This is a genomic window from Pseudomonas mandelii (assembly GCF_024138395.1).
GTDB classification, from domain to species: Bacteria; Pseudomonadota; Gammaproteobacteria; order Pseudomonadales; family Pseudomonadaceae; genus Aquipseudomonas; species Aquipseudomonas mandelii_E.
The window spans coordinates 60,770-84,852 of the sequence record NZ_JAMYDU010000021.1 but is presented as its reverse complement, the minus strand read 5'-3'; the positions used below and the strand labels follow the sequence as shown (position 1 = coordinate 84,852).

Below are 24,083 nucleotides of genomic sequence, written 5' to 3'. Positions count from 1 at the left end.
TGTTTACCAAGGAGTTTTCCGTTTCGACTGCGCCGGAAGTGGGGCGAATTATAGGCTTTCAGAATCTGCCGTCAACCCCTGATTTGGTTTTTCTATCAGGATGTCCAAAATCCTTGCTTATATATAGACGCGCCCGCAATGAATGCGCAGTATATTGCCCAACACAAAAAACAATACTCTCGCTTGCTACTTCGGACGATGCCACGCAATGAATGATCACCCCCGCAGTCTTGCCTCGACCCTGTTCTCGGTTGGCCTGCTCTTGATAGCCATGGCATCGATCCAGTCCGGAGCATCCTTGGCCAAAAGCATGTTCCCGGTTATCGGTGCTCAAGGAACGACCACCCTGCGACTGATCTTCGCCAGTGTGATCATGCTGCTGATATTGCGCCCATGGCGAGCGAAGCTCACCGCGAAATCCCTGCGCACCGTTATCGTCTACGGGATGGCATTGGGCGGCATGAACTTCCTCTTCTATATGTCCTTGCGCACTGTCCCCCTGGGTATCGCCGTAGCCCTGGAGTTCACCGGCCCATTGGCAGTCGCTATCTATGCCTCACGTCGAGCGATCGACTTTTTATGGATCGCTCTGGCAGCCTTGGGTTTACTGCTATTGATTCCCATAGGCGCCACGAGCGCGGGCATCGACCTGGTAGGCGCAGGTTATGCGCTGGGTGCTGGTGTCTGCTGGGCGCTGTACATTCTGTTCGGCCAAAAGGCTGGTGCGGATAATGGGGTGCAGACCGCAGCATTGGGCGTGATGATTGCTGCCCTGTTCGTAGCGCCCATCGGCATTGTCCACGCTGGCGCCGCGTTACTGACTCCCTCGTTGATTCCCGTGGCCATCGGGGTCGCCATTCTGTCCACCGCTCTGCCCTATACCCTGGAGATGGTCGCCCTCACACGGATTCCAGCCCGAACCTTCGGTACGTTGATGAGCATCGAACCTGCGATCGGCGCGCTGTCCGGCTTGTTGTTCCTCCAGGAATACCTTTCCCTGTCACAGTGGATGGCTATCCTGTGCATCATTCTGGCTTCCGTCGGCGCGACCATGACCATGGGGAGTAGCGCCAAGCCTGTGGTCGCAGCGGATTGAAACAAGATTGACGAAGGTCTGGTATTTGCCGCTCAATTAGGCCATGTTTAGGCTACGTAACTCAGTGTCAGACATGGATTTTTTCAGATAGGGATATCAGAACGCTTCAAGCAAAAGCGAATGCAGGCAGACCCAGGCACAGATCCGGGGCCGCTATTAAGGACAGCAATGAAACGAATTTTGATACTGATCGCCGTACTTGCAATTGCGGGCTGCGCGGCGACCTCGAAAACCCAGACGAAACACGGCAAGAGAGGGCTGCATATCAACTGTTCGGGGCTCTCGTCCTCGTGGGACAAGTGCTACACCAGCGCCGCCAATTCTTGTGCGCCCAAGGGATACAAGGTCATCGCCAAGTCAGGGGATGCGGTGGAAGAACCCGGCGACTATCCGTTCGGCCTCAACCCTGCCGGCTATACCAGCCGCAGCATGATCGTCATTTGCAAATAACCCTTCCCTTTCTATCGGGCTTACGTAGCCTGATAGGCGATTCGCCCCCAATGCTGCTAACGTTCGTCAGTCAATGACCGTTCAGCAAAGGGCGATATCCATGACCACTGCAATCAATAACAAGAAAATCGTATTGGTCGTCGGCGCAGGCGATGCCACCGGCGGCGCCATCGCCAAACGTTTTGCCCGTGAAGGGTATGTCGCCTGCGTCACACGTCGCAGCGCAGACAAACTCCAGCCATTGGTAGAGTCCATCACAGCCAGTGGCGGCGAGGCTCACGGTTTTGCCTGCGATGCGCGTAATGAAGAGGATGTGATAGCGCTCATCGAGCAGATCGAAACCGAGATCGGCCCCATTGAAGCGTTCGTCTTCAATATCGGCGCCAATGTGCCTTGCAGTATTCTCGAAGAAACCGCCCGCAAGTATTTCAAGATTTGGGAAATGGCCTGTTTCTCAGGGTTTCTCAACGCCCGTGAAGTGGCCAAGCGCATGGTCACCCGCCAACGGGGCACGATCCTGTTCACCGGAGCCACCGCTGGCTTGCGCGGTGCCGCGGGTTTCGCCGCCTTCGCCGGTGCCAAGCACGGTATTCGCGCCTTGGCGCAAAGCATGGCCCGCGAACTGGGACCGATGAACATCCACGTCGCCCACGTCGTTGTTGATGGCGCCATCGATACCGACTTTATCCGCGACAATTTTCCGGAAAAATATGCGACCAAGGATGAGGACGGCATTCTCAATCCCGAGCACATCGCCGACAACTATTGGTACCTGCACAGCCAGCCACGGGATGCCTGGACCTTCGAGCTGGATCTGCGCCCCTGGAACGAACGCTGGTAGCCCTCCCCTTCCAACAATAAGAAGAGCACATCGACCATGAGCAAAACCGTGGAGTTCTTTTTCGACCTCGGCAGCCCCGCCACTTACTTGGCCTATACCCAACTGCCGAAGATCTGCGAGCAGACCGATAGTCAGCTGATCTACAGACCGATGCTGTTGGGTGGCGTCTTCAAAGCTACCGGCAATGCTTCCCCCATCACCGTACCGGCCAAAGGTCGCTACATGTTTCAGGACCTGGACCGCTATGCCAAACGCTATGGCGTACCGCTGAAGTTCAACCCGAACTTCCCGATCAATACCCTGATGCTGATGCGAGCTGTCACAGGGATGCAACTGCGTCACCCCGAACGCTTTCAGGCGTTTATCGATTGCCTGTTTCACGCCCTTTGGGTTGAAGGACGCAGTCTCGATGATCCAGCGACCGTCGCCGTCGTGTTGACGCAAAACGGTTTTGATCCGAACGAAGTGCTGGCACTGACTGCCGATGAGGCCGTCAAAGCCACCCTCAAGGAAAACACCGAGGAAGCGGTGCAACGTGGCGTATTCGGTGCGCCGAGCATGTTTGTCGAGGGTCAGCTGTTCTTCGGCCAGGATCGGCTGGACTTCGTCCTTGAAGCCCTGCGTGCGCAGTAACCAGCGCCTGCCTATGACCTGAACCAGGCGCTGAAAACAGCGCCTGAACTCAAACCGCTCAAATAGCCACGGTTCGGATGTTCAACCATTCGAGGGCCGCGCCATCGAGCAACGGGCTCAAGCGTTCACGCACCTCGGCGTGATAACCGTTGAACCACTGCTTCTCCTCTTCGGTCAGTAGCGACGATTCCAGGCAACGGGTGTCGATCGGGCACAGGGTCAGGGTTTCGAATTTCAGGAACTCACCGAATTCGCTCTTGCCTGCTTCACGATTCAACACCAGATTCTCGATCCGCACACCCCAGCGACCCGGACGGTAGGTGCCCGGCTCGATGGAGGTGATCATGCCCGGCTGCATCGCGGTTTGCGGTGCAGCCGCGGCCTGATAGGCGATGACTTGTGGACCTTCGTGAACATTGAGGAAGTAACCAACGCCGTGACCGGTGCCGTGACCATAGTCGACGCTTTCGGCCCAGATTGGTGCGCGGGCAATAGCGTCCAGCAACGGCGACAGAATGCCTCGTGGGAACTGTGCACGGGAGAGTGCAATCACGCCTTTGAGCACTCGGGTGCAATCGCGCTTCTGCTCGTCAGTCGGCGTACCCACCGGCACCATTCGGGTGATGTCGGTGGTACCGCCTAAATACTGGCCACCCGAGTCAATCAGCAACAGGCCGTCACCTTCGATCACCGCGTGTTCTTCTTCGGTGGCGTGGTAGTGCGGCATCGCACCGTTGGCGTTAAACGCGGCAATGGTGTTGAAGCTCAGCGACACATAATCCGGGCGTCGGGTACGCGCCGCGGTCAGGTGTTCGTCGATGGTCAGTTCGGTGATGCGCTCACGCCCCAAGGCCGCTTCCAGCCAGGCGAAGAATTCGCACAGCGCCGCGCCATCCTGCTCCATGGCCCGACGAATGTGCTCGGCATCGGCCAGGCTTTTCTGCGACTTGGCCAAGGTGGTCGGGTTCAGGCCTTCGAGCAGTTTCACGCCGCTGTTCAGGTTATCCAGCAGACCAGCCGTGACCCGCGCCGGATCGACTTGCAGGCTCTCGCCGCTCGGCACGGCGCGCAAGGCGGCGGTTACTTCGCTGTAATCGCGCAGGGTCACGCCGTCCTGCTCGAGAATGGCGCGCAGCTCGGCGCTCACTTTGCTCAGGGCGACGAACAAGGTGGCCTGCTGCTGGCTGATCAGGGCGAAGGACACGAACACCGGGTTGAACGACACATCGCCGCCGCGCAGGTTGAACAGCCAGGCGATGTCATCGAGGGTGGCGATGAAGTGCCAGTCGGCACCGCGCTCTTTCAGTACCTCACGCAGTTTGGTGAGTTTTTCGCCACGGCTGACCGTCGCCTGAGGCGGCAAATGTTGATAGATAGGCTCGATCGGCAGACTCGGACGGTCACTCCAGACGCCATTCAGCAGATCGATGTCGGTGCGCAGACGTGCGCCGCGTTCTTCGAGTTTGCTGGTCAGAGTACGCGCCGACGCCACGGCAATCACCGCACCATCGACTGCGACGACAGCGCCTTCAGGGGTTTGCTCGGCCAGCCAATCGAGCGAGCCGGGTTGACCCGGTTGCAGCTTGACCAGCTCGATGCCGCTGCCCCTGAGTTCCTTGCTTGCTTGTTCCCAGTAGCGGCTGTCGGCCCAGACGCCGGCAAAATCCAGTGTGACAATCAGCGTACCGACTGAGCCATGAAAACCTGACAGCCACTGCCGTCCCTGCCAATAACCTGGCAGATATTCCGACAGGTGCGGGTCGGCCGACGGCACCAGAAGGGCATGAATACCCTCCCGGCTCATCAGCTCGCGGGTTTGCGCCAAGCGCTCGGGCACCGATCCATTGATCGAAGGCTGCGTACTCATCGTGTCTCCTGCTAACCACTTTCATCATTATTGTTGAGTGCCGATCGACGTCAGCGCTTTTAAGGTCCTGTCGCCCAGAATGCCGGAGCACTGGCGCAAGCTGCTTTAATCAGATGGACCGCTTGGTCGATATCCTGATCGGTGGTGAAACGCCCCAGGCTCAAGCGAACGGTGCGACTGGCCGAGCGCGCGTCATGCCCCAGGGCCAGCAGTACATGGGATGGCGCATTGCTGGCGGAGTTACAAGCCGAGGTCGCGGAAAATGCGATCGAGGTGCTCAATGCCGCCGAACTGAACTCGCCTTCATTGAAAGTCAGGCTCAAGGTATGGGGTATGCGCTGGGTCGGACTGCCATTGAGACGCGCGCCGGGAATGCTCAGCAAAGGCTCGAGCAAGCGTTCACGCAGACGCGTGATGGTGGCTTTTTCTTCATCGAACGAGGTGGCCGCCAACGCGAAGGCTGCCCCCATCGCGGCAATCTGGTGCGTCGCCAGAGTGCCGGAACGCAACCCGCCCTCGTGACCGCCGCCGTGGATCTGCGCCTGCAGACGCTGCTGCGCACGCGGGCCGACATACAGCGCGCCGATGCCTTTGGGACCGTAAACCTTGTGCGCCGAGAACGACATCAAATCCACCGGCCACCGGGCCAGATCGATCGCCACTTTACCCGCGCCCTGTGCCGCATCAATGTGGAATAACGCATCGCGATCACGCACCACCTGGCCGATGGCCGGGATATCGTTGAGGGTGCCCAGTTCATTATTGACCAGCATCAACGACACCAGAAAGGTGTCCGCACGCATCGCTTCGCTGACCGCTTGCGGGGTAATCAGGCCTTCGGCATCGGGCACCAGATACGTCACCGCAACGCCCGCGTCCTGCAACTGTTTTGCAGTGTCGAGAATCGCTTTGTGTTCGATCTGGCTGGTGATGATGTGGCCGCCGGACACACGGCGGGCCTGAGCCACGCCCTTGAGGGCAAGGTTGTTGGATTCGGTGGCGCCGGAGGTCCAGACAATCTGCTCCGCCTGGGCTCCCACCAATTCGGCGACCTGGCGCCGTGCTTGCTCGACCGATTGCCGGGCCTGTTGGCCGAAGGCGTGGGAACTGGACGCTGGATTGCCGAAGTTACCGGTGAAACCCAGGCACTCGACCATGACCTTGATGACCCGCTCATCCACCGGCGTGGTGGCGGCGTAGTCGAAATACAACGGACGTTTATTCATAAAAGACTCGCAGAGCGTGTTCCGGGATCAGGAAGCTCGTCACTGGAAATTTCAAAGCACCGCCTCATGAGCGACACCGAATTATCAGAACGACAGCAATACCTGATCGGAGGCCATTAAAGAAGAACAACTTCATTTAAAAGTGCGTAGGAACGCTCCTGAAGTCGAGCTTAACAGGCATCGGGCAACCGGATGAAGCAATGCGTCAGCTAAAACTTTCAAGCAATAACGGATACAGCGAAGCCACTAACAGTAAGGCCATGCCCCAATTGAACAGCCGCAGCCAGCGGCGATCGCGCAGCACATTGCGCAATAGCGTGCCGCAACCGGCCCACACCCCGACGCTTGGCAGGTTGATCAAAGCGAAGACCGCGGCAATCACAATCACATTGGTGAAATAGCCCTGCATCGGTGTGTAGGTGCTGATGGCGCCGATGGCCATGATCCAGGCCTTGGGGTTGACCCATTGAAAGGCTGCCGCGCCCAAATAACTGATCGGTTTACCCTCGCCCTGTTCCCCGTCGGCTACCGGCCCGGAATGAGCAATTTTCCACGCCAGGTACAGCAAATACGCCGCGCCGACATAGCGCAACACGGTGTAAAGGATTGGATAGGTTTGAAACACCGTACCCAAGCCGAAACCGACGGCGACCACCAGGACGAAGAAGCCGCAGGTGATGCCCAGCATGTGGGGGATGGTGCGGTGAAAGCCGAAATTCACGCCCGAGGCCAGCAACATGGTGTTGTTCGGGCCGGGGGTGATCGATGTGACAAGGGCAAACAGGGCAAAGCCCAGCAGCAGGTCGAGCGAGAGTGTCATGGGGGCAGTCCATCAGGGTCAGTCAAGTATTGACCCTATCGCACGCCTTGAAGGAAACCCATGGACAGTTGCGTGAAAGTTCGAGCAGTACAGTCGCGCTCAGCTCGGACGACCATGCAGCTGTACTGCGCGTTCGGCGTTCATCTCACCTTGTTTGTCGAAACTGAACGATTTTGGTGGCTGGCCGAGCAATTCGGCTTTCTTCGCATGGTACTCGTCGAAGGACAAGCCGCGACGATTCAGTGCCTCCAGCGCCAGTTCCCGGGCTTCTTCAGCGGTGTAGGGCCGCAATTCCGGTGAAACATGGCTGGCACATCCGGCGAGAACAGAAACGGCAAGCAACAGGAAAGTGGCGAATAGAGATTTCATTTCGGGTGTCCGTCGATCTGGGTTCGGGGCAATGAACACAGGCTACCGGTGCCGCTCGAAGGGTAGAAATCAACGTTCTCGATAGTGGGTATCGGGTCAAAAGATTGCCCAAACGCGTCGCGCCAGCAATTGAGCGGCGAAATCGAAGCGATCTGTAGGAGCGAGGCTTGCCCGCGAAGAACGATAACGCGGTGCATCAGCTAAACCGCGGCGTTTGCTTCGCGGGCAAGCCTCGCTCCTACAGGGAAACGTCGTTCAAAAGAGGAATTGTGCGTGGCTGCAAAGCCGCTAAGCATCCTGTTGCCCTCCTTGCGTATAAGCAGTGGCTGTGAACAATGGCGCTGCTGCTCGTCGGGCACTCGAATATGGCGAAGGGGCTGACCTATAGTTATTCGACCGGAAATCGGCGAAGGAACACCCTAATCCCACAACAAAAGGAGAACCGTCATGAGCGTAAAACCTATTCCAGAGGGTTATCACAGCATCACCCCTTATCTGGGCATTCAGAAAGCTGCCGAAGCCATCGACTTCTACAAGAAAGCCTTTAGTGCCACCGAAGTCATGCGCCTGGCCATGCCCGATGGCGGCATCGGGCATGCCGAACTGCGTATCGGCGACTGCCCGATCATGCTTGGTACACCGTGTGACGAGGGGCCACTGAGCAACCCGGACAAGTCGCAGTCCGTGGGCCTGCATTTGTATGTGAACGATGTGGACAAGTCCTTTAAACAGGCCATCGATGCCGGTGCCACGGTGGTGTCCGAGGTCAAGGACCAGTTTTATGGCGACCGTTCGGGGACTTTGAAGGACCCTTATGGGCATCTGTGGTTTCTGGCCACGCATAAAGAGGATCTGACTCAGGAACAGATTGAACAGCGGGCGAAGGAGATGTTTAAGCAGGGGTGAGTTTTTTCAGTGAATGTTCGGGCCCCTTCGCGAGCAAGCCCGCTCCCACAGTTGATCGGCTGCGTACACATAATGTGTGTACAACACCGATCCACTGTGGGAGCGGGCTTGCTCGCGAAGAGGCCATCACCTTCAACATCAACATCAACATCAACGGTCAGACCTTATCGCTAATAACCCGCTCCCCCGCCAGCCCAGCAATACGAAACATTTACTTTCATATCCCTTTTCGGGATTTCCGATGCTCATACGTCTTATTTAGATGCAGTCGGTCGCGTAGGCAAAAGCCACGGCCGGACTTTTCATGGAGCGCAATGCTGGGAAGCCCACAGCAGCGCTCCTCTCATCGAAACAAGACCTTTAATCATGTCGAAGAAATCCCGCTCAAAACTCTGGTTTCTGGTCCATAGCTGGCTGGCGCTGCCCATCTGGTTCTTTGTATTGATCGTCTGTGTGACTGGCACGCTAGCGGTGGTCAGTCAGGAGATCGTCTGGCTGGCCAACCCGCAAATGCGTGCCAGCCCGCCTTCGGACGATGCGCCGCGGCTCAATTATGACGAGATCATCGCCGCCATCAAAAAGGCCGAACCCCAGACGCTGGTCGAGGGCATCAGTCGCCCCGACGAATCGCATTTCGCCCTGGACGTCGACGTCAGTTACCCGGACGGACGCTCGGTGACGGTCTACGTGAACCCCTACAGCGGGGTGATTCAGGGCACCGCTCCACAATTCAATTTCAAGGCATTCACCCGCGCACTGCATGGCTGGTGGCTGGTGCCGTTCACCAATGGCTACAGCTGGGGCTGGTATCTGGTGTCGTTCCTGGCGCTGCCGATGCTGGCGTCGCTGGTCACCGGGCTGGTGGTCTACAAGCGGTTCTGGAAAAGCTTTTTCCGACCGACCCTGCGCATTCGTCATGGCGCGCGGATTTTCTGGGGCGACTTTCACCGGCTCAGCGGCATCTGGTCGATCTGGTTCATTGCGGTGATTTCCATCACAGGTGTCTGGTTCCTGATCAAGGCGATTCTGTTCGATAACCAGATTTCGATTACCACGGAACCGGTGGTGTCGGTCGTTTCGCGCGAAAGCGTGCCGCTGACCAGCACCGGCAAGCCGGCCCCAATGATCAATCTGGAACAGGCGATCAAGGTCGCTCAAGAGCAGATCCCCGGACTCGATGCCAGTTTTGTCACCCTGCCGAGCAATGCTTACAGCCATCTTTCGGTCGGCGGTCGCAGCTGGTATCCGCTGATGTTCCAGACGGCCGAGGTCAACCCGTACAACGGCGATATCGCCAGCACGCGGTTGCTGACCGATCGCACCGGCCTGGAGTTCGTGACCGAGTCGATGCGTCCGTTGCACACCGGTGACTTTGGCGGGATCTGGATCAAGCTGATCTGGTTCTTCTTCGGTTTGCTGCTGAGCATGATGGTGCTCAGCGGTTTGCTGATCTGGACCAAACGCACCGCCCTGGCCACCGCCAATGCGTTCAAGCGCAGCAACAAGGCCCCGCGCCCGGTGTCGAGACCGCAAACGGTCATGAACCAACAGACTCCGGAGGGCAACCTGTGAGCAAGGCAATCCCTGCATCGCCGCCTTCACGGGCAAGCCTGCTTTGGCACAAATGGCGCTTCCACATCAACATTCTCTTGTTGCTGATCCCTTTGGGCTTCATGCCCAAATATTTTGCCGACGCCTCGCTGTTTCGCGGCGACAGCGGACTGGGGGAGCGAGAGATCGGCGAAATCCAGGTCGGTCCCTGGAGCCTGCGACTGGCCGAACTGCGCAACGAAGCGCCGCGACTGACTGGCCCCGCCGGCTACATGAAAGGCTTCAACGCGGCGCTGTGCGAACTCTGTCGCGATCAGGTCAAGGCGACTTACCTGCGCATCGGAAAACCCCGCAGCTTGCGCGCGGCCGGGGCGATTTTCTTCGGCACACCGTACCGCATGGGCGCGATGCTACCGGTGCCTGAAAAGACCAAAGCCGACGCCGAGCTGTGGATCACCATGGAAGGCTGGGACGGCGCCATGCATCAAGCGTCCATCCCCCTGAGCCAGGCATCCCCGGCCACTCTCGCATGGCTGAACAAACAAGGAGGCAAACCATGATCAGCGCTTTTCGCCCCGTTCTATTGATGTTCTGTGCCACCTTCAGCACCGCCGCACTGGCCCACAACCCAATGTGCGAATGCAAGGCCATCGACGCCGAACAGATTCAATGCACCGGCGGTTTTTCCGACGGCAGCGGCGCACCAGGAGTGACCCTTGACGTGATCGGCTACGACGAAACCATTCTGGTGCCGGGCAAGCTCGGCGCCGATTCGACTCTGACGTTCAAGAAGCCTGGCGCCGAGTTCTACGTGTTGTTCGACGCTGGTCCCGGCCATGTCGTCGAGATCGACCAAGCCGACATCGAGGCGCCCTGAACGTGAGCATGACCTCGCCCACCACCCAAGTTGTTCGCCCGGCCGGTGCCGGCCATGAAACCCTTTATGTGTTGCTGTTGTGCCTGATGATCCTGGCGGTTGCCGGCTCGGTGGTCGCCTGGCGTGGCGAAGCTCAAGAAGTGAGCAGCGTTGGCAGTCATCAACTGGATGCCCGTCGTGATCTGAGCGCATCCGAACAAGGTATCTACGCCGATTTGCGGGTCACGCTGGATGAAATTCATCTGTTGCGACAGGAACAACAGGCACTGCCCACACCCGCCACCCTCGCCGGTGAAGGTTTTGCACCGTTTGCCCAGGACGCCAGTTCTGTCAGCCGCGGCGGCCATGCCTGGCAGTTGCTGGACGCCAAGGCGTACTTCGGCCAGAGCCAGACCCCAACCGTCGCCGGCTCGTTTTTGCTGCGTTTGACCGCGGCAGACGACTCCGCGCCAGACATCTGGCTCAACCGCGGCAGTGCCCTCCCCGCGCCGAACGATCTCACCGACGCTGCGCTCAACGGCGCCGGCTGGCAGCAGATCGTCGCGCAATTCGATGCCGGCGTCACTCGCCAGCATCGGCATTGAACCCTCGCCTTCACCCGAGAGAAGACCGCCTTCCCATGCCTAGTTCATCTCAATGTCATGCCTTTTTCCGCCTGCTGCTGGTCGGTCTGTTTGCCTGTTTGCTGACACCACTGGCCAGTGCCGACGAAACCAAGCGCCTGCGCATCGGCATCACCCTGCACCCTTATTACAGTTACGTGGCCAACATCGTCGGTGACAAGGCCGAAGTGGTGCCGCTGATTCCGGCCGGTTTCAACCCGCATGCTTACGAGCCTCGGGCCGAAGACATCAAACGCATCGGCGGGCTGGACGTGATCGTGCTTAACGGCGTGGGCCATGACGACTTCGCCGATCGCATGATCGCCGCCAGCGAAACCCCGAACATCAAGGTGATCGAAGCCAACGAAAACGTGCCCCTGCTGGCCGCCACCGGCGTTGCTGCTCGGGGCGCCGGCAAGGTGGTCAATCCGCACACGTTTTTGTCGATCAGTGCCTCCATTGCCCAGGTCAACAACATCGCCCGGGAACTGGGCAAGCTCGACCCGAGCAACGCCAAAACCTACACCCAGAATGCCCGTGCCTACGGCAAACGCCTGCGACAGATGCGCGCCGATGCCCTGGCAAAACTGACCCAGGCGCCGAACGCCGAATTGCGCGTGGCCACGGTGCATGCGGCCTACGACTATTTGCTGCGCGAGTTTGGCTTGGAAGTAACTGCCGTGGTCGAGCCGGCCCACGGCATCGAACCGAGCCCCAGCCAGTTGAAAAAGACCATCGATCAACTGCGGGAACTGGACGTGAAAGTGATCTTCTCGGAGATGGATTTCCCGTCCACTTACGTCGAGACCATCCAGCGTGAATCCGGGGTGAAGCTGTACCCGCTGTCGCACATTTCCTATGGCGAATACACCGCCGACAAGTACGAAAAAGAAATGACCGGCAACCTCAACACCGTGGTCCGGGCGATTCAGGAGTCCGGCGCATGACGGCTCAAGAAACCCTGATCGCGTATGGCCCGACCCTCGATTTTACCGAAGTCAGCCTCACGCTGGGCCGCACAACAATCCTCGACAAGGTGACCTTTCAGGTCCGGCCCGGCAGCGTGCATGCACTGGTCGGCCCCAACGGTGGCGGCAAGAGTTCGCTGATCAAGACCCTGCTGGGGCAAATGCCGCATCAGGGTCGCTTGAGTCTGCAATGGCCTGGCGAACCGGGAACCATCGGCTACGTGCCTCAGGCGCTGGAATTCGATCGCGGTTTACCGATGACGGTCGATGACTTCATGGCCGCGATGTGTCAGCGGCGCCCGGCGTTTCTCGGGTTGAGCAAACATTACGCGGCGGCCATCGGCGAAGCGCTGGAGCGGGTCGGCATGCAGGACAAGCGTAAGCGGCGCATGGGCGCCCTCTCCGGCGGTGAGCGCCAGCGCGTTTTGTTGGCCCAAGGGCTGATTCCAGCGCCGAAGTTGCTGGTGCTCGACGAACCGATGTCGGCCCTCGATGAGGCCGGCATTCAGGTGTTCGAACGGTTGCTTGGCGACTGGCGCCAGAGCGGCATCACCGTGCTGTGGATCGAGCATGATCTGGAAGCGGTCGGGCGTCTGGCGGACCGGGTCACCGGGCTCAATCGCCGGGTGCTGTTCGATGCCACACCGAAAGAGGCGCTGACCCCGGAGCGACTGCTGACCTTGTTCTCGACCCATCCCCGGAGCGCTGCCTGATGAGTTACGAAGCCTTTCGTTTGATGGTCCAGGGTTGGGCCTCGTCGGGTTACCTCCCGGAAGCGCTGGCCTATGGATTTGTGGTCAATGCCCTGCTCGCTGGCCTGCTGATCGGCCCAGTGTTGGGCGGTTTGGGTACGCTGGTGGTGGTCAAGCGCTTCGCATTTTTCTCCGAAGCCGTGGGCCACGCGGCGCTGACCGGTGTAGCCATTGGCATTCTGCTGGGTGAGCCCTACACCGGGCCTTACGGCAGTCTGTTCGGTTACTGCCTGCTGTTCGGCATTTTGCTCAACTACCTGCGTAACCGCACGGGGTTGGCGCCGGACACGTTGATCGGTGTGTTTCTCTCCGTATCGTTGGCGCTGGGTGCGAGCCTGCTGCTGATTCTGGCGGGCAAGATCAACGTGCACATTCTGGAAAACGTACTGTTCGGTTCGGTCCTGACGGTCAACGGCAATGACCTGCTGGTATTGGCCATCGTTGGTTCGCTGGTGATGGCGCTGGCCCTGCCGCTGTACAACCGCATCATGCTTGCCAGTTTCAATCCGCAATTGGCGGCGGTACGCGGTGTGGCGGTGAAGACTCTGGATTACCTGTTCGTGATTCTGGTGACCCTGATCACGGTGGCGGCGGTGAAAGTCATCGGCGCGATTCTGGTCGGTGCCCTGCTGGTGATTCCAGCGGCGGCCGCGCGATTGCTCAGTCAGTCGTTGAAGGGTTTCTTCTGGTGTTCGGTGCTGATCGCCACGGTCAGCACGCTGTGCGGAATTCTCGCGCCGATTGTCTTTGACCTGCCTATCCCGTCCGGTGCCGCGATCATTCTGGTGGCCGGTATCGCCTTCGCCCTGGCCGCGATTGCTCGCGGCATCGTTCCAAGTCTGAAAGGGAACCTCGGATAAATGTCTTTTTCTCTGCGTCAATTGACCCTGGCGGTGACCTTGTGTGGGCCTGCCTCGTTCAACGCATTCGCCACCGACACCTTCGAACCGATGCGTCTGTTGGCCAATCACGGTGTCGGTAACACCGCGCTCTTCGCCTCGACTTCAACGCACAAAGTGCTGGTCCTGGCGGCATTGCCTGTGACCTACGGTCTGGGCGCCCTGCTGCTGGAGGGCACCGATGTCAGCCTTGAGCGCGCCGCACCGGCCAACCTGCCCGGCAGTCGGCAGACCGCTTATTTCACCGGTCGTGGCGCTCCGGAGCTCAATAAATTGGCGGTCGACGCCGATGCCGTCATCGGCCTGCGCTCGCTCTGGCCGGACGATCCGCTATACCCGAACGCTCGTCGCAGCAATATCCGCATCATTGAAATCGACGCCGCCCGCCCGGTGGACGGCGCCTTGCCCGGCATCGCGGTGCAGCCTGGCAACAAGGTCGATGGTTTGAACAGTCAGCCTTGGCTGGCCAGCAACAACATGGGGCGCATGGCGGATGTGATGGCGGCAGACCTGGTGCGCCTGGCACCAGCGGCCAAGCCGAAAATCGACGCCAACCTGGCAGCACTCAAACAGCGCCTGCTCAAGCTCAGCGCGGACAGCGAGTCACGGCTGGCCAATGCCGACAACTTGAGTGTGATGAGCCTGAGCGATCATTTCGGCTATCTGATCGGTGGCCTCAACCTGGAGCTGGTTGGCTTCGATGCACGACCGGATGCGGAGTGGACGCCGGAGGCGCTCAAACAACTGGGTGCGACGCTCAAGGACAATGATGTGGCGGTGGTGTTGCATCATCGGCAGCCGTCGGATGCGATGAAAGCGGTGATTGCCGAGGCTGGTAGTCGGTTGGTGGTGTTGAGTGTCGATACGGTGGATCCGGTGGCCGAATTGGAAGGGAATGTGGATTTGGTGATCAAGGGATTGAGCGGGGTGTAACGTCAGCTAAACCGCGTTATCGTTCTTCGCGGGCAAGCCTCGCTCCTACAGGGTTTGGGGAGTCCATACATACTGTGATCGACACAAACCCTGTAGGAGCGAGGCTTGCCCGCGAAGGCGATTTCAAGTCATGAAAAAAGCCCGCTGACCGTCACCGGTTCAGCGGGCTTCTTTTTGGGCGGTGACTCAGTGAGCCACAGCCGCCTGTTCTTCCATTTTCTGGCGCAGGCTCAGTGGACGCATGTCGGTCCAGACCTCTTCGATGTAGGCCAGGCATTCCTTTTTCAGGCCACTCTTGCCCACGGTGCGCCAGCCTTGTGGCACGGCTTTGTAGTCGGGCCAGATCGAGTATTGCTCTTCGTGGTTGACCACGACCTGAAAGAGGATGTCCTCGCGGTCGAATACTGACGTCATGCTGTCTCTCCATCGCTGTAGGGTGGGCTGCGCGCCGTGCGCAGCCGTTATGTAGAAGGAACGTTCAAGGCACCAAAAAATTTAAAGGCTGGCGGTGGCGGCGGCCATGGCCCTGCCGAAAATGTCAGCCACGCGGTCGATTTCTGCTGCTGTGATCACCAGCGGCGGCAAGAAACGCACGACACCGCCGTGACGCCCGCCCAGCTCCAGGATCAATCCGCGTTTGAGGCATTCGCGCTGCACCAGCGGCGCCAGACGAGCGAATATCGGTGGATGGCCCTGAGCGTCTGGCACGCCAGCCAGATCGACCAGTTCGACGCCCAGCATCAAGCCACGTCCGCGGATGTCGCCCATCTGCGGGAAGTCCCGTTGCAGGATGTGCAAGTGTTCACTCAAGCGTTCACCCATGGCGGCGGCGTGCTCGCACACCTTGTGCTCTGTCAGGTAGCGCATCACTGCGGAGCCGGCGGCCATGGCCATCTGATTACCGCGAAAGGTTCCGGCATGCGCGCCCGGCAGCCAGGTGTCGAGCCAGTCGCGATAGACCACCACCGCCAGCGGCAGGCTGCCGCCGATGGCTTTGGACAGCACCACCACGTCCGGAATGATTCCGGCGTGCTCGAAGGCGAACATCTTGCCGGTGCGGGCAAAACCGCTCTGGATTTCATCGACGATCAGCGCTACGCCGGCCTTCTCGGTGATGCGTCGCAAGCCGCGCAGCCAGTCGAGATCGGCCGGAATCACCCCGCCCTCGCCCTGCACCGCTTCGACGATCACCGCAGCGGGCAATTGCACGCCGGCCTCTGGATCATTCAGCAGGTTTTCCAGGTAACTCAGATTAACCTGCACCCCCTGCGTGCCGCCGAGCCCGAATGGGCAACGGTAATCGTAGGGATAGGGCATGAATTGCACACCGCTGCTGAGCAACGCACCCAACGGCTTTTTCGGCCCCAGACTGCCCATCAGGCTCAGCGCGCCCTGGCTCATGCCGTGGTAACCGCCCTGGAACGACAAAACCGTGCTGCGTCCGGTGGCAGTGCGCACCAGTTTCAGCGCGGCTTCCACCGCATCGGTACCGGTAGGGCCACAGAACTGAATTTTGGCTTCAGCGGCCAATGCCTGTGGCAACAGACCGAACAGGTCCTGGACAAACTGATCCTTCACCGGCGTGGTCAGGTCGAGTGTGTGCAGCGGCAGTTCATCAGCCAGCACTTGCTGGATCGCTTCGATCACCACCGGGTGGTTGTGCCCCAGAGCCAGCGTCCCCGCACCGGCCAGGCAATCGATGAAACTGCGGCCTTCGACGTCCTCGACATAAATGCCCTTGGCACGCTTGAGTGCCAGGGGAATGCGCCGCGGGTAGCTGCGAGCATTCGATTCCTGCTGGCTTTGACGCGCCAGCAATGGCGATTCGTTGAACTGATAAAGCGTCTCGGCAGGTGTCGGGACGAGCCGAGCCTGCTGATCTTCGATAAGGCTGGTAGCGACTGACATCTCTCGATCCCTCAATACGCTGTTGATAGTGACCAAAACTGCACACCGGGCAGGTGCGCGTTCCGGTCATGGGGCGCACTTGCAGGTTTTCCTGTTCTGGAAACGCATCAGGACCTCAAGGATTTAGACCCTCGATCAGCTTTCTATGAAGGTGGCGACAGCGCCTTGTGCATGGGAATGGCGTGGAGTCCCGCGATGGTGAAGGTTTCAGCGCAGGCCCGGTAACCCAGACGGCGGTAAAACGCCTCGCCGGTACGGGTGCTGTTGAGCCGCGCCTGAGGCAAACCCTGCGCGATCAACCACGTCTCGAGATCCTGCACCAGCGCTTGTCCGGCGCCGCGCCGAAACCATTCCGGTTGCACGTAACAGAACGCAACCTTGCCACTGATCGCCGCCATGGCGACGCCGATCGGTTTGTCCTGCAACAGGGCGATGTTCAGGTACAACCGTGGGTCGGCCAGCCAGGGCTGCACGTGTTCGGTGGTTTTGTTGTGGGTCCAGGTGGCGACGGTTCGCGGATCGTTGCGGTGGTCGAGCGCGCAGCCGACGCGAATGGAGCGCTCGACGATCCGGCTGATGATCCCGGCGTCGGCAGGCGTTGCCTTGCAGATGTGTATCGATGCATCCATGGCGCTGTTACCTCAATCCATTGAGTCAAAGCTGCCGGGGACGATAGCGCCGGTGGCGGCTCGAATACCAACGGAGAGAAGTTACATTTGATGTGCGACATCGAACCCTGTGGGAGCGGGCTTGCCCGCGATGGCGGTGGCACATGGAGCAATGCTGCGTCTGACAGACCGCTATCGCGGGCAAGCCCGCTCCCACAGGGTTTTGTGTTGTTGGTTAGACCGGTTGCAACGGCATCGTCAATTCAACCCGCAAGCCATCCGGGCGGCTGTCAAAATGCAGGGTGCAGCCGCAGCGCTGGACGATGGCCTGGACAATCGCCAGGCCGAGGCCGCAACCGGTGCTCTGGCCGTTGCGCCAGAAACGTTGGGTCAGGTGTTGCAGGTCATCTTCGGCAATCCCCGGGCCGTGGTCGCGGACCAAAAAGCGCACACGATTATTGGTGGTTTCCAGGCTCAGTTCCACTGCTCCATCGCCCGGGGTATGGCGCAGGGCGTTGTCGAGCAAGTTGCGCAATGCGGCAATCGACAGCACCGCGGGCATTTGCAGCGGCGCATCGGAGAATGTGGCCGGCAACCGAAACTTGATCCGCTGACGATCACCGCTGGCGGCATCCTGTATCGCCAGTTTCGCCACCTGCTCGGCGCTGCATTGCACGCCATCATCGAATGACAGGCTGCCCTCGACGCGCGCCAGCAGCAGCAATTGTTCAAGCGTGCGATGCAACCGGTCGGCGCCCTCTTCAGCCCGCGCCAGGGACTGATCCCGAGCGCTGCCTTCGGTCATGCGCGCCACTTGCAGGTGGGTTTTGATCGCAGTCAGCGGGCTACGCAACTCGTGCGCCGCATCACCGGTCAGGCGCCGTTCGCGCTCGATGGTCTTGCCGATGCGCAGGAACAACTGATTCTGGGTTTCCAGCAGCGGTTGCAGCTCGCTGGGTAACGGCTGAATCTGCAACGGCTCCAGTGAATCGGCGCTACGCCGCATCAACGCATCGCGCATACGATTGAGCGGTGCCAGCCCCTGACCGATGCCGAGCCACAACAGGCACAGGCAGCCCAGCAGCGCCACGCCGACCGGCACCGAGGCCGCCAGCAGAATGGACATGTTCAGTGCTTCGCGTTCGATCTGCCGGTCGGCGGTGGTAATGCGCACATCACCGCGCGCCAGGGTGAAGCTGCGCCACGGTGCGCCGTCGATTATTTGATCGTGGAAGCCCATTTTTTCGGCTTCCAGGTTTTGTTCGGGACTACTGTGGCTGCGGGCCAGGATTTCGCCGCGCAACGAGCTGACCTGACAGGCCATGCCGCCAGGGATGCTCAGCTGTTCAGCGCTGAAATGGGTTCCCTCGCCCTTGCTCGGCAACGCCGGCAGTTGCTCCAGCAACCCGGCCACCATCCGCGCCGACGCTACCAGCCGCTGGTCGAGGGAAAACATCATCTGGTTGCGCAGATCACTGAGCATCCAGGCGGCGGCCAGGGCCCAGATCAGCGCAAACGCGGCGCCGAGGGTCAGGCTCAGCCGCAAACGCAGGCTCATCACTTCGATTGCTCTCCGCCATCGGCCGGCCCCAGGCGATAGCCCAGGCCACGCACCGTCTCGACAATGCCATTGCCGAGTTTGCGCCGCAGGTGATGGATGTGGACGTTAAGGGCGTTGCTTTCCAGCTCATCGTTAAAACCGTAGACACTGTCCTTCAGTTGCTCGGTGGACAATACCCGGCCACGGTTATGCAGCAAGGCTTGCAACAGCGATTGCTCGCGGCGCGACAAATCCACCGATTGGCCACCGAGCAGGGTTTCGCGGCTGCTCGGGTCGTAGGTCAAACGACCGTGTTCAATCAGATTGACGCTGCGCCCCGCCACTCGTCGTAACAAGGTGTGCAGGCGCGCGGCAAGTTCGCGCAGGTCGAACGGTTTGAGCAAGTAGTCGTCGGCACCGGCTTGCAGGCCGTCGACGCGATCGGTGACCGAGTCCCGCGCGGTGAGGATCAGCACCGGGATTTCCAGGCCATGGTGACGCAACTGCTGCAACAGCTTCAGGCCATCTTCATCGGGCAGACCGAGATCGAGCACCATGACGTCGAACTCCGCGACTTTGAGCATCGCCCGGGCTGCCGAGGCGGTGGCGACATGCTCCACGGTCAAGCCTTGGGCAGTAAGCCCGGCAACGATGCCGCTGGCGATTAGCTCATCGTCTTCGCAAACCAGTACGTGCATGGTGAGCCCCGTAGAAAAAAGGTGATTAGGCCGGTAGCCGATTAAGCGGACATTATGCCGCAAGTGCCATTGTCACAAGGCGAGTGTGGTTAATCATCGGTTAATCGCCGCCCGCCACTGTGCACCTCACTTGCACAGGGATAAGGCTTACCCATGCGTCGATTGTTTTTATTTTTTGTTCTGTTGATCTCGGGTATGGCCCAGGCTGGAACGAATCCGTTCGAAACAAAACCAGATTTTCTCCCGGTGGAAAAAGCGTTCATCTTCACCTCCGAACGCCTTGAATCCGGGGAAACCCAGCTCTATTGGCAAATTGCCGACAAATATTACCTGTATCAGAAACGCCTGAAATTCGACGGGCTGGCCCCAGAGCAAGTGCCGGTTCTGCCCGAGGGCGAGTCCCATAGCGACGAGTTCTTCGGCGAACAGCAAGTCTACCGCCAGGGCCTGGAGCTGAAGATACCGGCCGGAGCCACTGGTCAGATCAAAGTTGGCTTTCAGGGCTGCGCCGATGCCGGTTTGTGTTATCCGCCGCAGACTCAAATCATCGATCTCGGTGGCCAGGCAACAACGGCGGCGACCGTCGAAGCCCCGGACCAGGCCTTGGCCAGCGGCCTGCAACAACGAGCGTTGGGTTGGAGCCTGCTGGTGTTCTTTGGCCTGGGGCTGCTGTTGGCGTTCACGCCTTGCTCGTTGCCGATGCTGCCGATTCTGGCGGGTTTGATCGTTGGCAGTGGGGCCACACCGAAACGCGGTTTCGCCCTGGCGACCAGTTACGTCGTGAGCATGGCGCTGGTGTATGCGGCGATGGGCGTTCTGGCTGCGCTGCTCGGGGCGAATCTTCAGGCACTGCTGCAGAATCCATGGCTGTTGGGCAGCTTCGCGGCGGTGTTCGTGCTGCTGGCCTTGCCGATGTTCGGTTTCTTCGAGCTGCAATTGCCAGTGGCCGTGCGCGATCGGCTGGAGCATGTTTCGCGCAATCAGCGCGGTGGCAGCCTGATCGGTGCCGGTGTGCTCGGGGCATTGTCCGGCCTGCTGGTCGGTCCTTGCATGACCGCACCCCTGGCAGGTGCCCTGCTCTACATCGCGCAGAGCGGTAATGCGCTGCACGGCGGGCTGATTCTGTTCGCCATGGGCATCGGCATTGGTGTGCCGCTGTTGCTGCTGGTAACGGTCGGTAATCGTTTCCTGCCCAAACCCGGCGCGTGGATGAACTTGCTCAAGGGTGTATTTGGCTTTCTGTTCCTCGCTACGGCATTGCTGATGCTGCGGCCGGTTCTGGACCCGTCGTTGTGGCTCGGTCTGGGTGGCGCCTTGTTGCTGATCGCTGCCTACAGCGCGTGGAAACAATCCGAAGGCTTCGGCCGCATCGCCCAACTGTTCGGCGCCAGTTCGCTGTTGTTGGGACTGTGGGGCAGCCTGCTGATGGTCGGTGCGGCGGGTGGCGGTGACGATCCGTATCAGCCGCTGCAGGTGTATAGCGCCGGCCGTACCGGCGCTGCCGCGCCCAGCGCTCATGATGCCTTCACCACGGTCAAGGAACCCGCCGCCCTGCAACGCGAACTCGACGCGGCCAGGCTGCAGGGCCAATGGGTACTGCTGGACTACTACGCCGACTGGTGTGTGTCGTGCAAAGTCATGGAAAAAAAGGTCTTCGGCAAAGCGCAGGTCCTGCAAGCGCTCAGCGATGTGCGCTTGCTACGGCTGGACGTCACCGCCGACAATGCCGCCAGCCGCGAACTGCTCGGCCGTTATAAAGTGCCGGGGCCACCAAGCCTGTTGTGGATCGGCCCCGACGGCGAAGAGCGCCGCAGCCACCGCATCACCGGTGAGGTCGATGCCGGCACCTTCCTGCAACGCTGGACCATCACCCGAGACGCTCGTTAATGCTGACCTTTACCCTCGGCACCTTTGCCATCGCGCTTAATCACCTGCTGCTGATCAGTGCCCTGGCGCTGGCGACTTTTGTCGGCTGGCGGGTGGCCAAGCGTGGCGGCGAGAACCCGGAGTCAGTGCTGTTCAGCCTGTTCCTGCTGGGCATGCTGGCGGCCCGGGTCGGTTTCGTGATCGCCTACTGGGCGCAGTATCGCAACGATCCATGGCAGATCATCGACCTGCGCGACGGTGGTTTTCTCGCCTGGCCCGGGGTGGTCGTGCTGTTGCTTGTCGCCCTGTATCGAGGCTGGCGTCGCCCGGCCCTGCGTCGCCCGTTAGGCTTCGGCGTAGGCTGCGGTCTGGCATTCTGGCTGCTGGCGACGTTCTCCCTGAATATTTACGAACAAGGCACGCGCCTGCCGCAGATCACCCTGCGCAATGCCGCCGGCCAAACCATACAGCTCAGCGACTACCAGGGCGGGCCGTTGGTCATCAATCTTTGGGCCACCTGGTGTCCGCCGTGCCGCCGGGAAATGCCGGTGCTGGAACACGCTCAGCAACAGCGTCCGGACCTGACCTTTCTGTTCGTCAACCAGGCTGAAAGCATGCAGAGCGTCAGCACCTTCCTCGAAACCCAGGGCCTGAGCCTGACTAACGTGCTGTTCGATGGCAGCGGTCGATTGGGTCAGGCCGTGGGTTCCATGGCATTGCCGACTACGCTGTTCTATAGCCCCGCCGGGCAGCTGCTGGGCAGCCATCTGGGCGAGCTCTCTGAAGCCAGCCTGGCCCGCGCCCTGGAAAACTTCGACACCCCGAACCCGGCCACCTCGGCCACGCCTTCAAGGAAATTGCCATGCTCCGCCTCCGCCACCTGCTGACGTTAACCCTGGGTGCCGCCCTGCTGCACTTGCCGTCGGTACAGGCCGAAGAATTGCCTGAAGCGATCAAGAAGATCGAAGCCAAGGGCGCCAAAATTGTCGGCACTTTCGACGCACCCGACGGCTTGCGCGGTTATGCGGCGCAGTACCAGAACCGTGGCATGGCGTTGTACCTGACCCCGGATGGCAAACATGTACTGCTGGGTAATTTGTATGACGCCGAAGGCAATGACCTGAGCAGCGCGCCGTTGCAGAAACTGGTCTACGCGCCGATGGCCAAGGAAGTCTGGGGCAAGATGGAAGCGAGCAACTGGATCGGTGACGGCAACAAGGATGCGCCGCGAATCGTCTATCTGTTCAGCGACCCGAATTGCCCGTACTGCAACATGTTCTGGGAACAGGCGCGGCCGTGGGTCAAGGCCGGCAAGGTGCAGTTGCGGCACATTATGGTCGGCATCATTCGCGAAGACAGCCCGGGCAAATCCGCCGCGCTGCTGGCCGCCAAGGACCCGCAAAAAGCGTTGGCAGACCACGAGAAATCCGGCAAGGACAGTTCGCTCAAAGCCCTGAAAGATGTGCCGCCGGCCATTCAAGCGAAACTCGCGGCGAACATGCAGTTGATGGAAGACCTGGAGCTGGCCGCCACCCCGGCGATTTTCTACATGGATGACAAAGGTCAGCTGCAACAGCAGCAAGGCGCGCCGTCGCCGGAGAAATTGGTGAAGATTCTTGGGCCTAAGTGACCACACCGGCCCCTTCGCGGGCAAGCCTCGCTCCTACAGGATTTGAGTCGTTCGCAATAATCGCGAAGCACACAAATCCTGTAGGAGCGAGGCTTGCCCGCGAAGGCGTCCTCCTGATCGACTAAGTTCTCTCAGCCAAAAACTTCAGCAGCGCCTCGGTGACGAATGCCGGATTCTCCAGATTGGAGATATGCCCTGCCTCCGGCACCAGCACATACGGGCAACCGATCAACTCGGCCATTTCTTTGGTTTCCGACGGCGGCCGCGGTTTGTCCTGATCGCCGCACATCAACAGCGTGGTGTCAGGATTCAACTCGGCTAACCGCGGCAACAAATCATCACGACCAAAGGTAATCCGCCCCATTGGCACGATGCTTTGACGCAGGCGGTCGGCCTGCAGCGCAGCCAGTCTGGCGCGGAAATCCTGATACAGCGCCGATTGCGGATCGATGCCCGGACGGAAGAAGATCGGCACAATAATGTCGAGCAGCTGCGACGAAATCACACCCGTGTCTTCGATTTGCTTGAACAGCGAGAAATAGTATTGGCGGGTCGGTTCCGGCTCGACGCCGACATAGGTGTCCATCAGCACCAGCCCATTGAGCCGTTGCGGCGCCGACAGCGCCAGTCGAACGCCCCACATGCCACCCACCGAAAGACCAACCAGCGTGACGCGATCGATGTCCAGATGATCGAGCAATGCCAGTGCCTGGCGCGCTACGTCATCCAGCGACGTCATGCACTCGGGCATCCGCCCGGATTCGCCATGGCCCCACAGGTCCAGGGCGATGACCCGATAATGCTGTGACAGCGCCGTAATCTGTGGCGCCCACATGGCCTGGTCCCACAGGTAACTGCCGGCCAGCAGAACCGCAGGGCCTGTGCCTTGATCTATGTAGTGAAGCGCTTGTCCATCAACCGTTACGAAGGGCATCGACTGTCTCCCTGATGAAATAAGATCCATAAAAAAGCACAGGAAGACTGAGCCGCATGGGACCGGCAGTCAACCCGCAGCTTTGTGATGTCTGTGATGACGTCTTCGC

27 protein-coding genes are annotated in these 24,083 nt (G+C 59.9%); 17 read left to right on the top strand and 10 right to left on the bottom strand.

Annotated elements, in window-relative coordinates:
• The 5 genes from NHU87_RS23265 to NHU87_RS23245 form a co-directional block, all read left to right on the top strand.
• Positions 1-212: hypothetical protein (locus NHU87_RS23265; RefSeq protein WP_253552774.1), on the top strand; the 212-nt coding region annotated here is incomplete at its 5' end.
• On the top strand, positions 209-1,096 hold the full coding sequence (gene rhtA, locus NHU87_RS23260; protein WP_253552773.1) for a threonine/homoserine exporter RhtA: 888 nt from the start codon (positions 209-211) through the stop codon (positions 1,094-1,096). The genes NHU87_RS23265 and rhtA, both read left to right, overlap by 4 nt.
• Positions 1,097-1,264: 168 nt before the next feature.
• Positions 1,265-1,546, top strand: a complete 282-nt coding sequence (locus NHU87_RS23255; protein WP_253552772.1) for a hypothetical protein — start codon at positions 1,265-1,267, stop codon at positions 1,544-1,546.
• A gap of 100 nt (positions 1,547-1,646) precedes the next feature.
• Positions 1,647-2,387, top strand: coding sequence for an SDR family oxidoreductase (locus NHU87_RS23250; protein ID WP_253552771.1), 741 nt, complete (start codon positions 1,647-1,649; stop codon positions 2,385-2,387).
• Positions 2,388-2,423: 36 nt separating this feature from the next.
• Positions 2,424-3,020, top strand: a complete 597-nt coding sequence (locus tag NHU87_RS23245) for a 2-hydroxychromene-2-carboxylate isomerase (protein WP_253552770.1) — start codon at positions 2,424-2,426, stop codon at positions 3,018-3,020.
• Positions 3,021-3,078: 58 nt separating this feature from the next.
• Here the strand turns inward: NHU87_RS23245 and NHU87_RS23240 are convergent, their stop codons facing one another.
• The 4 genes from NHU87_RS23240 to NHU87_RS23225 form a co-directional block, all read right to left on the bottom strand.
• Complete coding sequence (locus NHU87_RS23240) at positions 3,079-4,887, bottom strand: aminopeptidase P family protein (protein WP_253552769.1); 1,809 nt, start codon at positions 4,885-4,887, stop codon at positions 3,079-3,081.
• Between the two features lie 59 nt (positions 4,888-4,946).
• Complete coding sequence (locus NHU87_RS23235) at positions 4,947-6,113, bottom strand: cysteine desulfurase family protein (protein ID WP_253552768.1); 1,167 nt, start codon at positions 6,111-6,113, stop codon at positions 4,947-4,949.
• A 205-nt stretch (positions 6,114-6,318) separates the two neighbouring features.
• Positions 6,319-6,933, bottom strand: a complete 615-nt coding sequence (locus tag NHU87_RS23230; RefSeq protein ID WP_253552767.1) for a LysE family translocator — start codon at positions 6,931-6,933, stop codon at positions 6,319-6,321.
• 99 nt (positions 6,934-7,032) lie between these two features.
• Positions 7,033-7,302 (bottom strand): hypothetical protein, encoded by a 270-nt coding sequence (locus tag NHU87_RS23225; RefSeq protein WP_253552765.1) that lies wholly within the window; start codon positions 7,300-7,302, stop codon positions 7,033-7,035.
• 447 nt (positions 7,303-7,749) lie between these two features.
• Here NHU87_RS23225 and NHU87_RS23220 point away from each other — a divergent pair, with 447 nt between their 5' ends.
• The 9 genes from NHU87_RS23220 (at position 7,750) to NHU87_RS23180 (ending at position 14,790) form a co-directional block, all read left to right on the top strand.
• The gene (locus NHU87_RS23220) at positions 7,750-8,208 is read left to right on the top strand and encodes a VOC family protein (protein WP_253552764.1); all 459 of its coding nucleotides are present in this window, start codon (positions 7,750-7,752) and stop codon (positions 8,206-8,208) included.
• Between the two features lie 366 nt (positions 8,209-8,574).
• On the top strand, positions 8,575-9,780 hold the full coding sequence (locus NHU87_RS23215; protein WP_253552763.1) for a PepSY-associated TM helix domain-containing protein: 1,206 nt from the start codon (positions 8,575-8,577) through the stop codon (positions 9,778-9,780).
• On the top strand, positions 9,777-10,319 hold the full coding sequence (locus tag NHU87_RS23210; protein ID WP_253552762.1) for a thiamine pyrophosphate-binding protein: 543 nt from the start codon (positions 9,777-9,779) through the stop codon (positions 10,317-10,319). Before NHU87_RS23215 ends, NHU87_RS23210 begins: the two co-directional genes overlap by 4 nt.
• The gene (locus tag NHU87_RS23205; RefSeq protein WP_253552761.1) at positions 10,316-10,636 is read left to right on the top strand and encodes a hypothetical protein; all 321 of its coding nucleotides are present in this window, start codon (positions 10,316-10,318) and stop codon (positions 10,634-10,636) included. The genes NHU87_RS23210 and NHU87_RS23205 overlap by 4 nt, the downstream gene beginning before the upstream one ends.
• A gap of 8 nt (positions 10,637-10,644) precedes the next feature.
• Positions 10,645-11,220 carry a DUF6162 family protein gene (locus NHU87_RS23200; protein WP_253552760.1) on the top strand — a complete coding sequence of 192 codons (576 nt, stop codon included), beginning with the start codon at positions 10,645-10,647 and terminating at the stop codon, positions 11,218-11,220.
• 35 nt (positions 11,221-11,255) lie between these two features.
• Entirely contained in the window at positions 11,256-12,185 is a 930-nt protein-coding gene (locus tag NHU87_RS23195; RefSeq protein WP_253552758.1) for a metal ABC transporter substrate-binding protein, read from the top strand.
• Complete coding sequence (locus tag NHU87_RS23190; protein WP_253552757.1) at positions 12,182-12,919, top strand: metal ABC transporter ATP-binding protein; 738 nt, start codon at positions 12,182-12,184, stop codon at positions 12,917-12,919. The genes NHU87_RS23195 and NHU87_RS23190 overlap by 4 nt, the downstream gene beginning before the upstream one ends.
• A complete protein-coding gene (locus NHU87_RS23185) occupies positions 12,919-13,818 on the top strand; it encodes a metal ABC transporter permease (protein ID WP_007906536.1) in 900 nt (299 codons plus the stop codon). Before NHU87_RS23190 ends, NHU87_RS23185 begins: the two co-directional genes overlap by 1 nt.
• Positions 13,819-14,790 (top strand): metal ABC transporter substrate-binding protein, encoded by a 972-nt coding sequence (locus tag NHU87_RS23180; protein WP_253552756.1) that lies wholly within the window; start codon positions 13,819-13,821, stop codon positions 14,788-14,790.
• A gap of 186 nt (positions 14,791-14,976) precedes the next feature.
• Here NHU87_RS23180 and NHU87_RS23175 read toward each other — a convergent pair whose 3' ends face one another.
• The 5 genes from NHU87_RS23175 to NHU87_RS23155 form a co-directional block, all read right to left on the bottom strand.
• The gene (locus NHU87_RS23175) at positions 14,977-15,204 is read right to left on the bottom strand and encodes an MbtH family protein (RefSeq protein ID WP_007934245.1); all 228 of its coding nucleotides are present in this window, start codon (positions 15,202-15,204) and stop codon (positions 14,977-14,979) included.
• An 81-nt stretch (positions 15,205-15,285) separates the two neighbouring features.
• Positions 15,286-16,698, bottom strand: a complete 1,413-nt coding sequence (locus tag NHU87_RS23170; protein ID WP_253552755.1) for an aspartate aminotransferase family protein — start codon at positions 16,696-16,698, stop codon at positions 15,286-15,288.
• 143 nt (positions 16,699-16,841) lie between these two features.
• The gene (locus tag NHU87_RS23165; RefSeq protein ID WP_253552754.1) at positions 16,842-17,327 is read right to left on the bottom strand and encodes a GNAT family N-acetyltransferase; all 486 of its coding nucleotides are present in this window, start codon (positions 17,325-17,327) and stop codon (positions 16,842-16,844) included.
• 214 nt (positions 17,328-17,541) lie between these two features.
• Positions 17,542-18,867 (bottom strand): ATP-binding protein, encoded by a 1,326-nt coding sequence (locus tag NHU87_RS23160; protein ID WP_253552753.1) that lies wholly within the window; start codon positions 18,865-18,867, stop codon positions 17,542-17,544.
• The gene (locus tag NHU87_RS23155) at positions 18,864-19,544 is read right to left on the bottom strand and encodes a response regulator (RefSeq protein ID WP_038982275.1); all 681 of its coding nucleotides are present in this window, start codon (positions 19,542-19,544) and stop codon (positions 18,864-18,866) included. Before NHU87_RS23155 ends, NHU87_RS23160 begins: the two co-directional genes overlap by 4 nt.
• Positions 19,545-19,697: 153 nt before the next feature.
• On the opposite strand from NHU87_RS23155, the gene dsbD reads away from it, so the two are divergent.
• The 3 genes from dsbD to dsbG are packed head-to-tail and all read left to right on the top strand — an operon-like array spanning position 19,698 to position 23,040.
• On the top strand, positions 19,698-21,431 hold the full coding sequence (dsbD, locus tag NHU87_RS23150) for a protein-disulfide reductase DsbD (RefSeq protein WP_253552751.1): 1,734 nt from the start codon (positions 19,698-19,700) through the stop codon (positions 21,429-21,431).
• Positions 21,431-22,297 (top strand): TlpA disulfide reductase family protein, encoded by an 867-nt coding sequence (locus NHU87_RS23145; RefSeq protein WP_253552749.1) that lies wholly within the window; start codon positions 21,431-21,433, stop codon positions 22,295-22,297. The genes dsbD and NHU87_RS23145 overlap by 1 nt, the downstream gene beginning before the upstream one ends.
• Entirely contained in the window at positions 22,273-23,040 is a 768-nt protein-coding gene (gene dsbG / locus NHU87_RS23140; RefSeq protein WP_253552748.1) for a thiol:disulfide interchange protein DsbG, read from the top strand. The genes NHU87_RS23145 and dsbG overlap by 25 nt, the downstream gene beginning before the upstream one ends.
• A gap of 121 nt (positions 23,041-23,161) precedes the next feature.
• On the opposite strand, the gene NHU87_RS23135 is transcribed toward dsbG, so the two are convergent.
• Positions 23,162-23,974 (bottom strand): alpha/beta fold hydrolase, encoded by an 813-nt coding sequence (locus NHU87_RS23135; protein WP_253552747.1) that lies wholly within the window; start codon positions 23,972-23,974, stop codon positions 23,162-23,164.
• Between the last annotated feature and the right edge of the window lie 109 nt (positions 23,975-24,083).

Coding starts and splice junctions, on each gene's coding strand:
- rhtA (WP_253552773.1), top strand. CDS start 209: ATGAATGATCACCCCCGCAGTCTTGCCTCGACCCTGTTCTCGGTTGGC.
- NHU87_RS23255 (WP_253552772.1), top strand. CDS start 1,265: ATGAAACGAATTTTGATACTGATCGCCGTACTTGCAATTGCGGGCTGC.
- NHU87_RS23250 (WP_253552771.1), top strand. CDS start 1,647: ATGACCACTGCAATCAATAACAAGAAAATCGTATTGGTCGTCGGCGCA.
- NHU87_RS23245 (WP_253552770.1), top strand. CDS start 2,424: ATGAGCAAAACCGTGGAGTTCTTTTTCGACCTCGGCAGCCCCGCCACT.
- NHU87_RS23240 (WP_253552769.1), bottom strand. CDS start 4,887: ATGAGTACGCAGCCTTCGATCAATGGATCGGTGCCCGAGCGCTTGGCG.
- NHU87_RS23235 (WP_253552768.1), bottom strand. CDS start 6,113: ATGAATAAACGTCCGTTGTATTTCGACTACGCCGCCACCACGCCGGTG.
- NHU87_RS23230 (WP_253552767.1), bottom strand. CDS start 6,933: ATGACACTCTCGCTCGACCTGCTGCTGGGCTTTGCCCTGTTTGCCCTT.
- NHU87_RS23225 (WP_253552765.1), bottom strand. CDS start 7,302: ATGAAATCTCTATTCGCCACTTTCCTGTTGCTTGCCGTTTCTGTTCTC.
- NHU87_RS23220 (WP_253552764.1), top strand. CDS start 7,750: ATGAGCGTAAAACCTATTCCAGAGGGTTATCACAGCATCACCCCTTAT.
- NHU87_RS23215 (WP_253552763.1), top strand. CDS start 8,575: ATGTCGAAGAAATCCCGCTCAAAACTCTGGTTTCTGGTCCATAGCTGG.
- NHU87_RS23205 (WP_253552761.1), top strand. CDS start 10,316: ATGATCAGCGCTTTTCGCCCCGTTCTATTGATGTTCTGTGCCACCTTC.
- NHU87_RS23200 (WP_253552760.1), top strand. CDS start 10,645: ATGACCTCGCCCACCACCCAAGTTGTTCGCCCGGCCGGTGCCGGCCAT.
- NHU87_RS23195 (WP_253552758.1), top strand. CDS start 11,256: ATGCCTAGTTCATCTCAATGTCATGCCTTTTTCCGCCTGCTGCTGGTC.
- NHU87_RS23190 (WP_253552757.1), top strand. CDS start 12,182: ATGACGGCTCAAGAAACCCTGATCGCGTATGGCCCGACCCTCGATTTT.
- NHU87_RS23185 (WP_007906536.1), top strand. CDS start 12,919: ATGAGTTACGAAGCCTTTCGTTTGATGGTCCAGGGTTGGGCCTCGTCG.
- NHU87_RS23180 (WP_253552756.1), top strand. CDS start 13,819: ATGTCTTTTTCTCTGCGTCAATTGACCCTGGCGGTGACCTTGTGTGGG.
- NHU87_RS23175 (WP_007934245.1), bottom strand. CDS start 15,204: ATGACGTCAGTATTCGACCGCGAGGACATCCTCTTTCAGGTCGTGGTC.
- NHU87_RS23170 (WP_253552755.1), bottom strand. CDS start 16,698: ATGTCAGTCGCTACCAGCCTTATCGAAGATCAGCAGGCTCGGCTCGTC.
- NHU87_RS23165 (WP_253552754.1), bottom strand. CDS start 17,327: ATGGATGCATCGATACACATCTGCAAGGCAACGCCTGCCGACGCCGGG.
- NHU87_RS23155 (WP_038982275.1), bottom strand. CDS start 19,544: ATGCACGTACTGGTTTGCGAAGACGATGAGCTAATCGCCAGCGGCATC.
- dsbD (WP_253552751.1), top strand. CDS start 19,698: ATGCGTCGATTGTTTTTATTTTTTGTTCTGTTGATCTCGGGTATGGCC.
- NHU87_RS23145 (WP_253552749.1), top strand. CDS start 21,431: ATGCTGACCTTTACCCTCGGCACCTTTGCCATCGCGCTTAATCACCTG.
- dsbG (WP_253552748.1), top strand. CDS start 22,273: ATGCTCCGCCTCCGCCACCTGCTGACGTTAACCCTGGGTGCCGCCCTG.
- NHU87_RS23135 (WP_253552747.1), bottom strand. CDS start 23,974: ATGCCCTTCGTAACGGTTGATGGACAAGCGCTTCACTACATAGATCAA.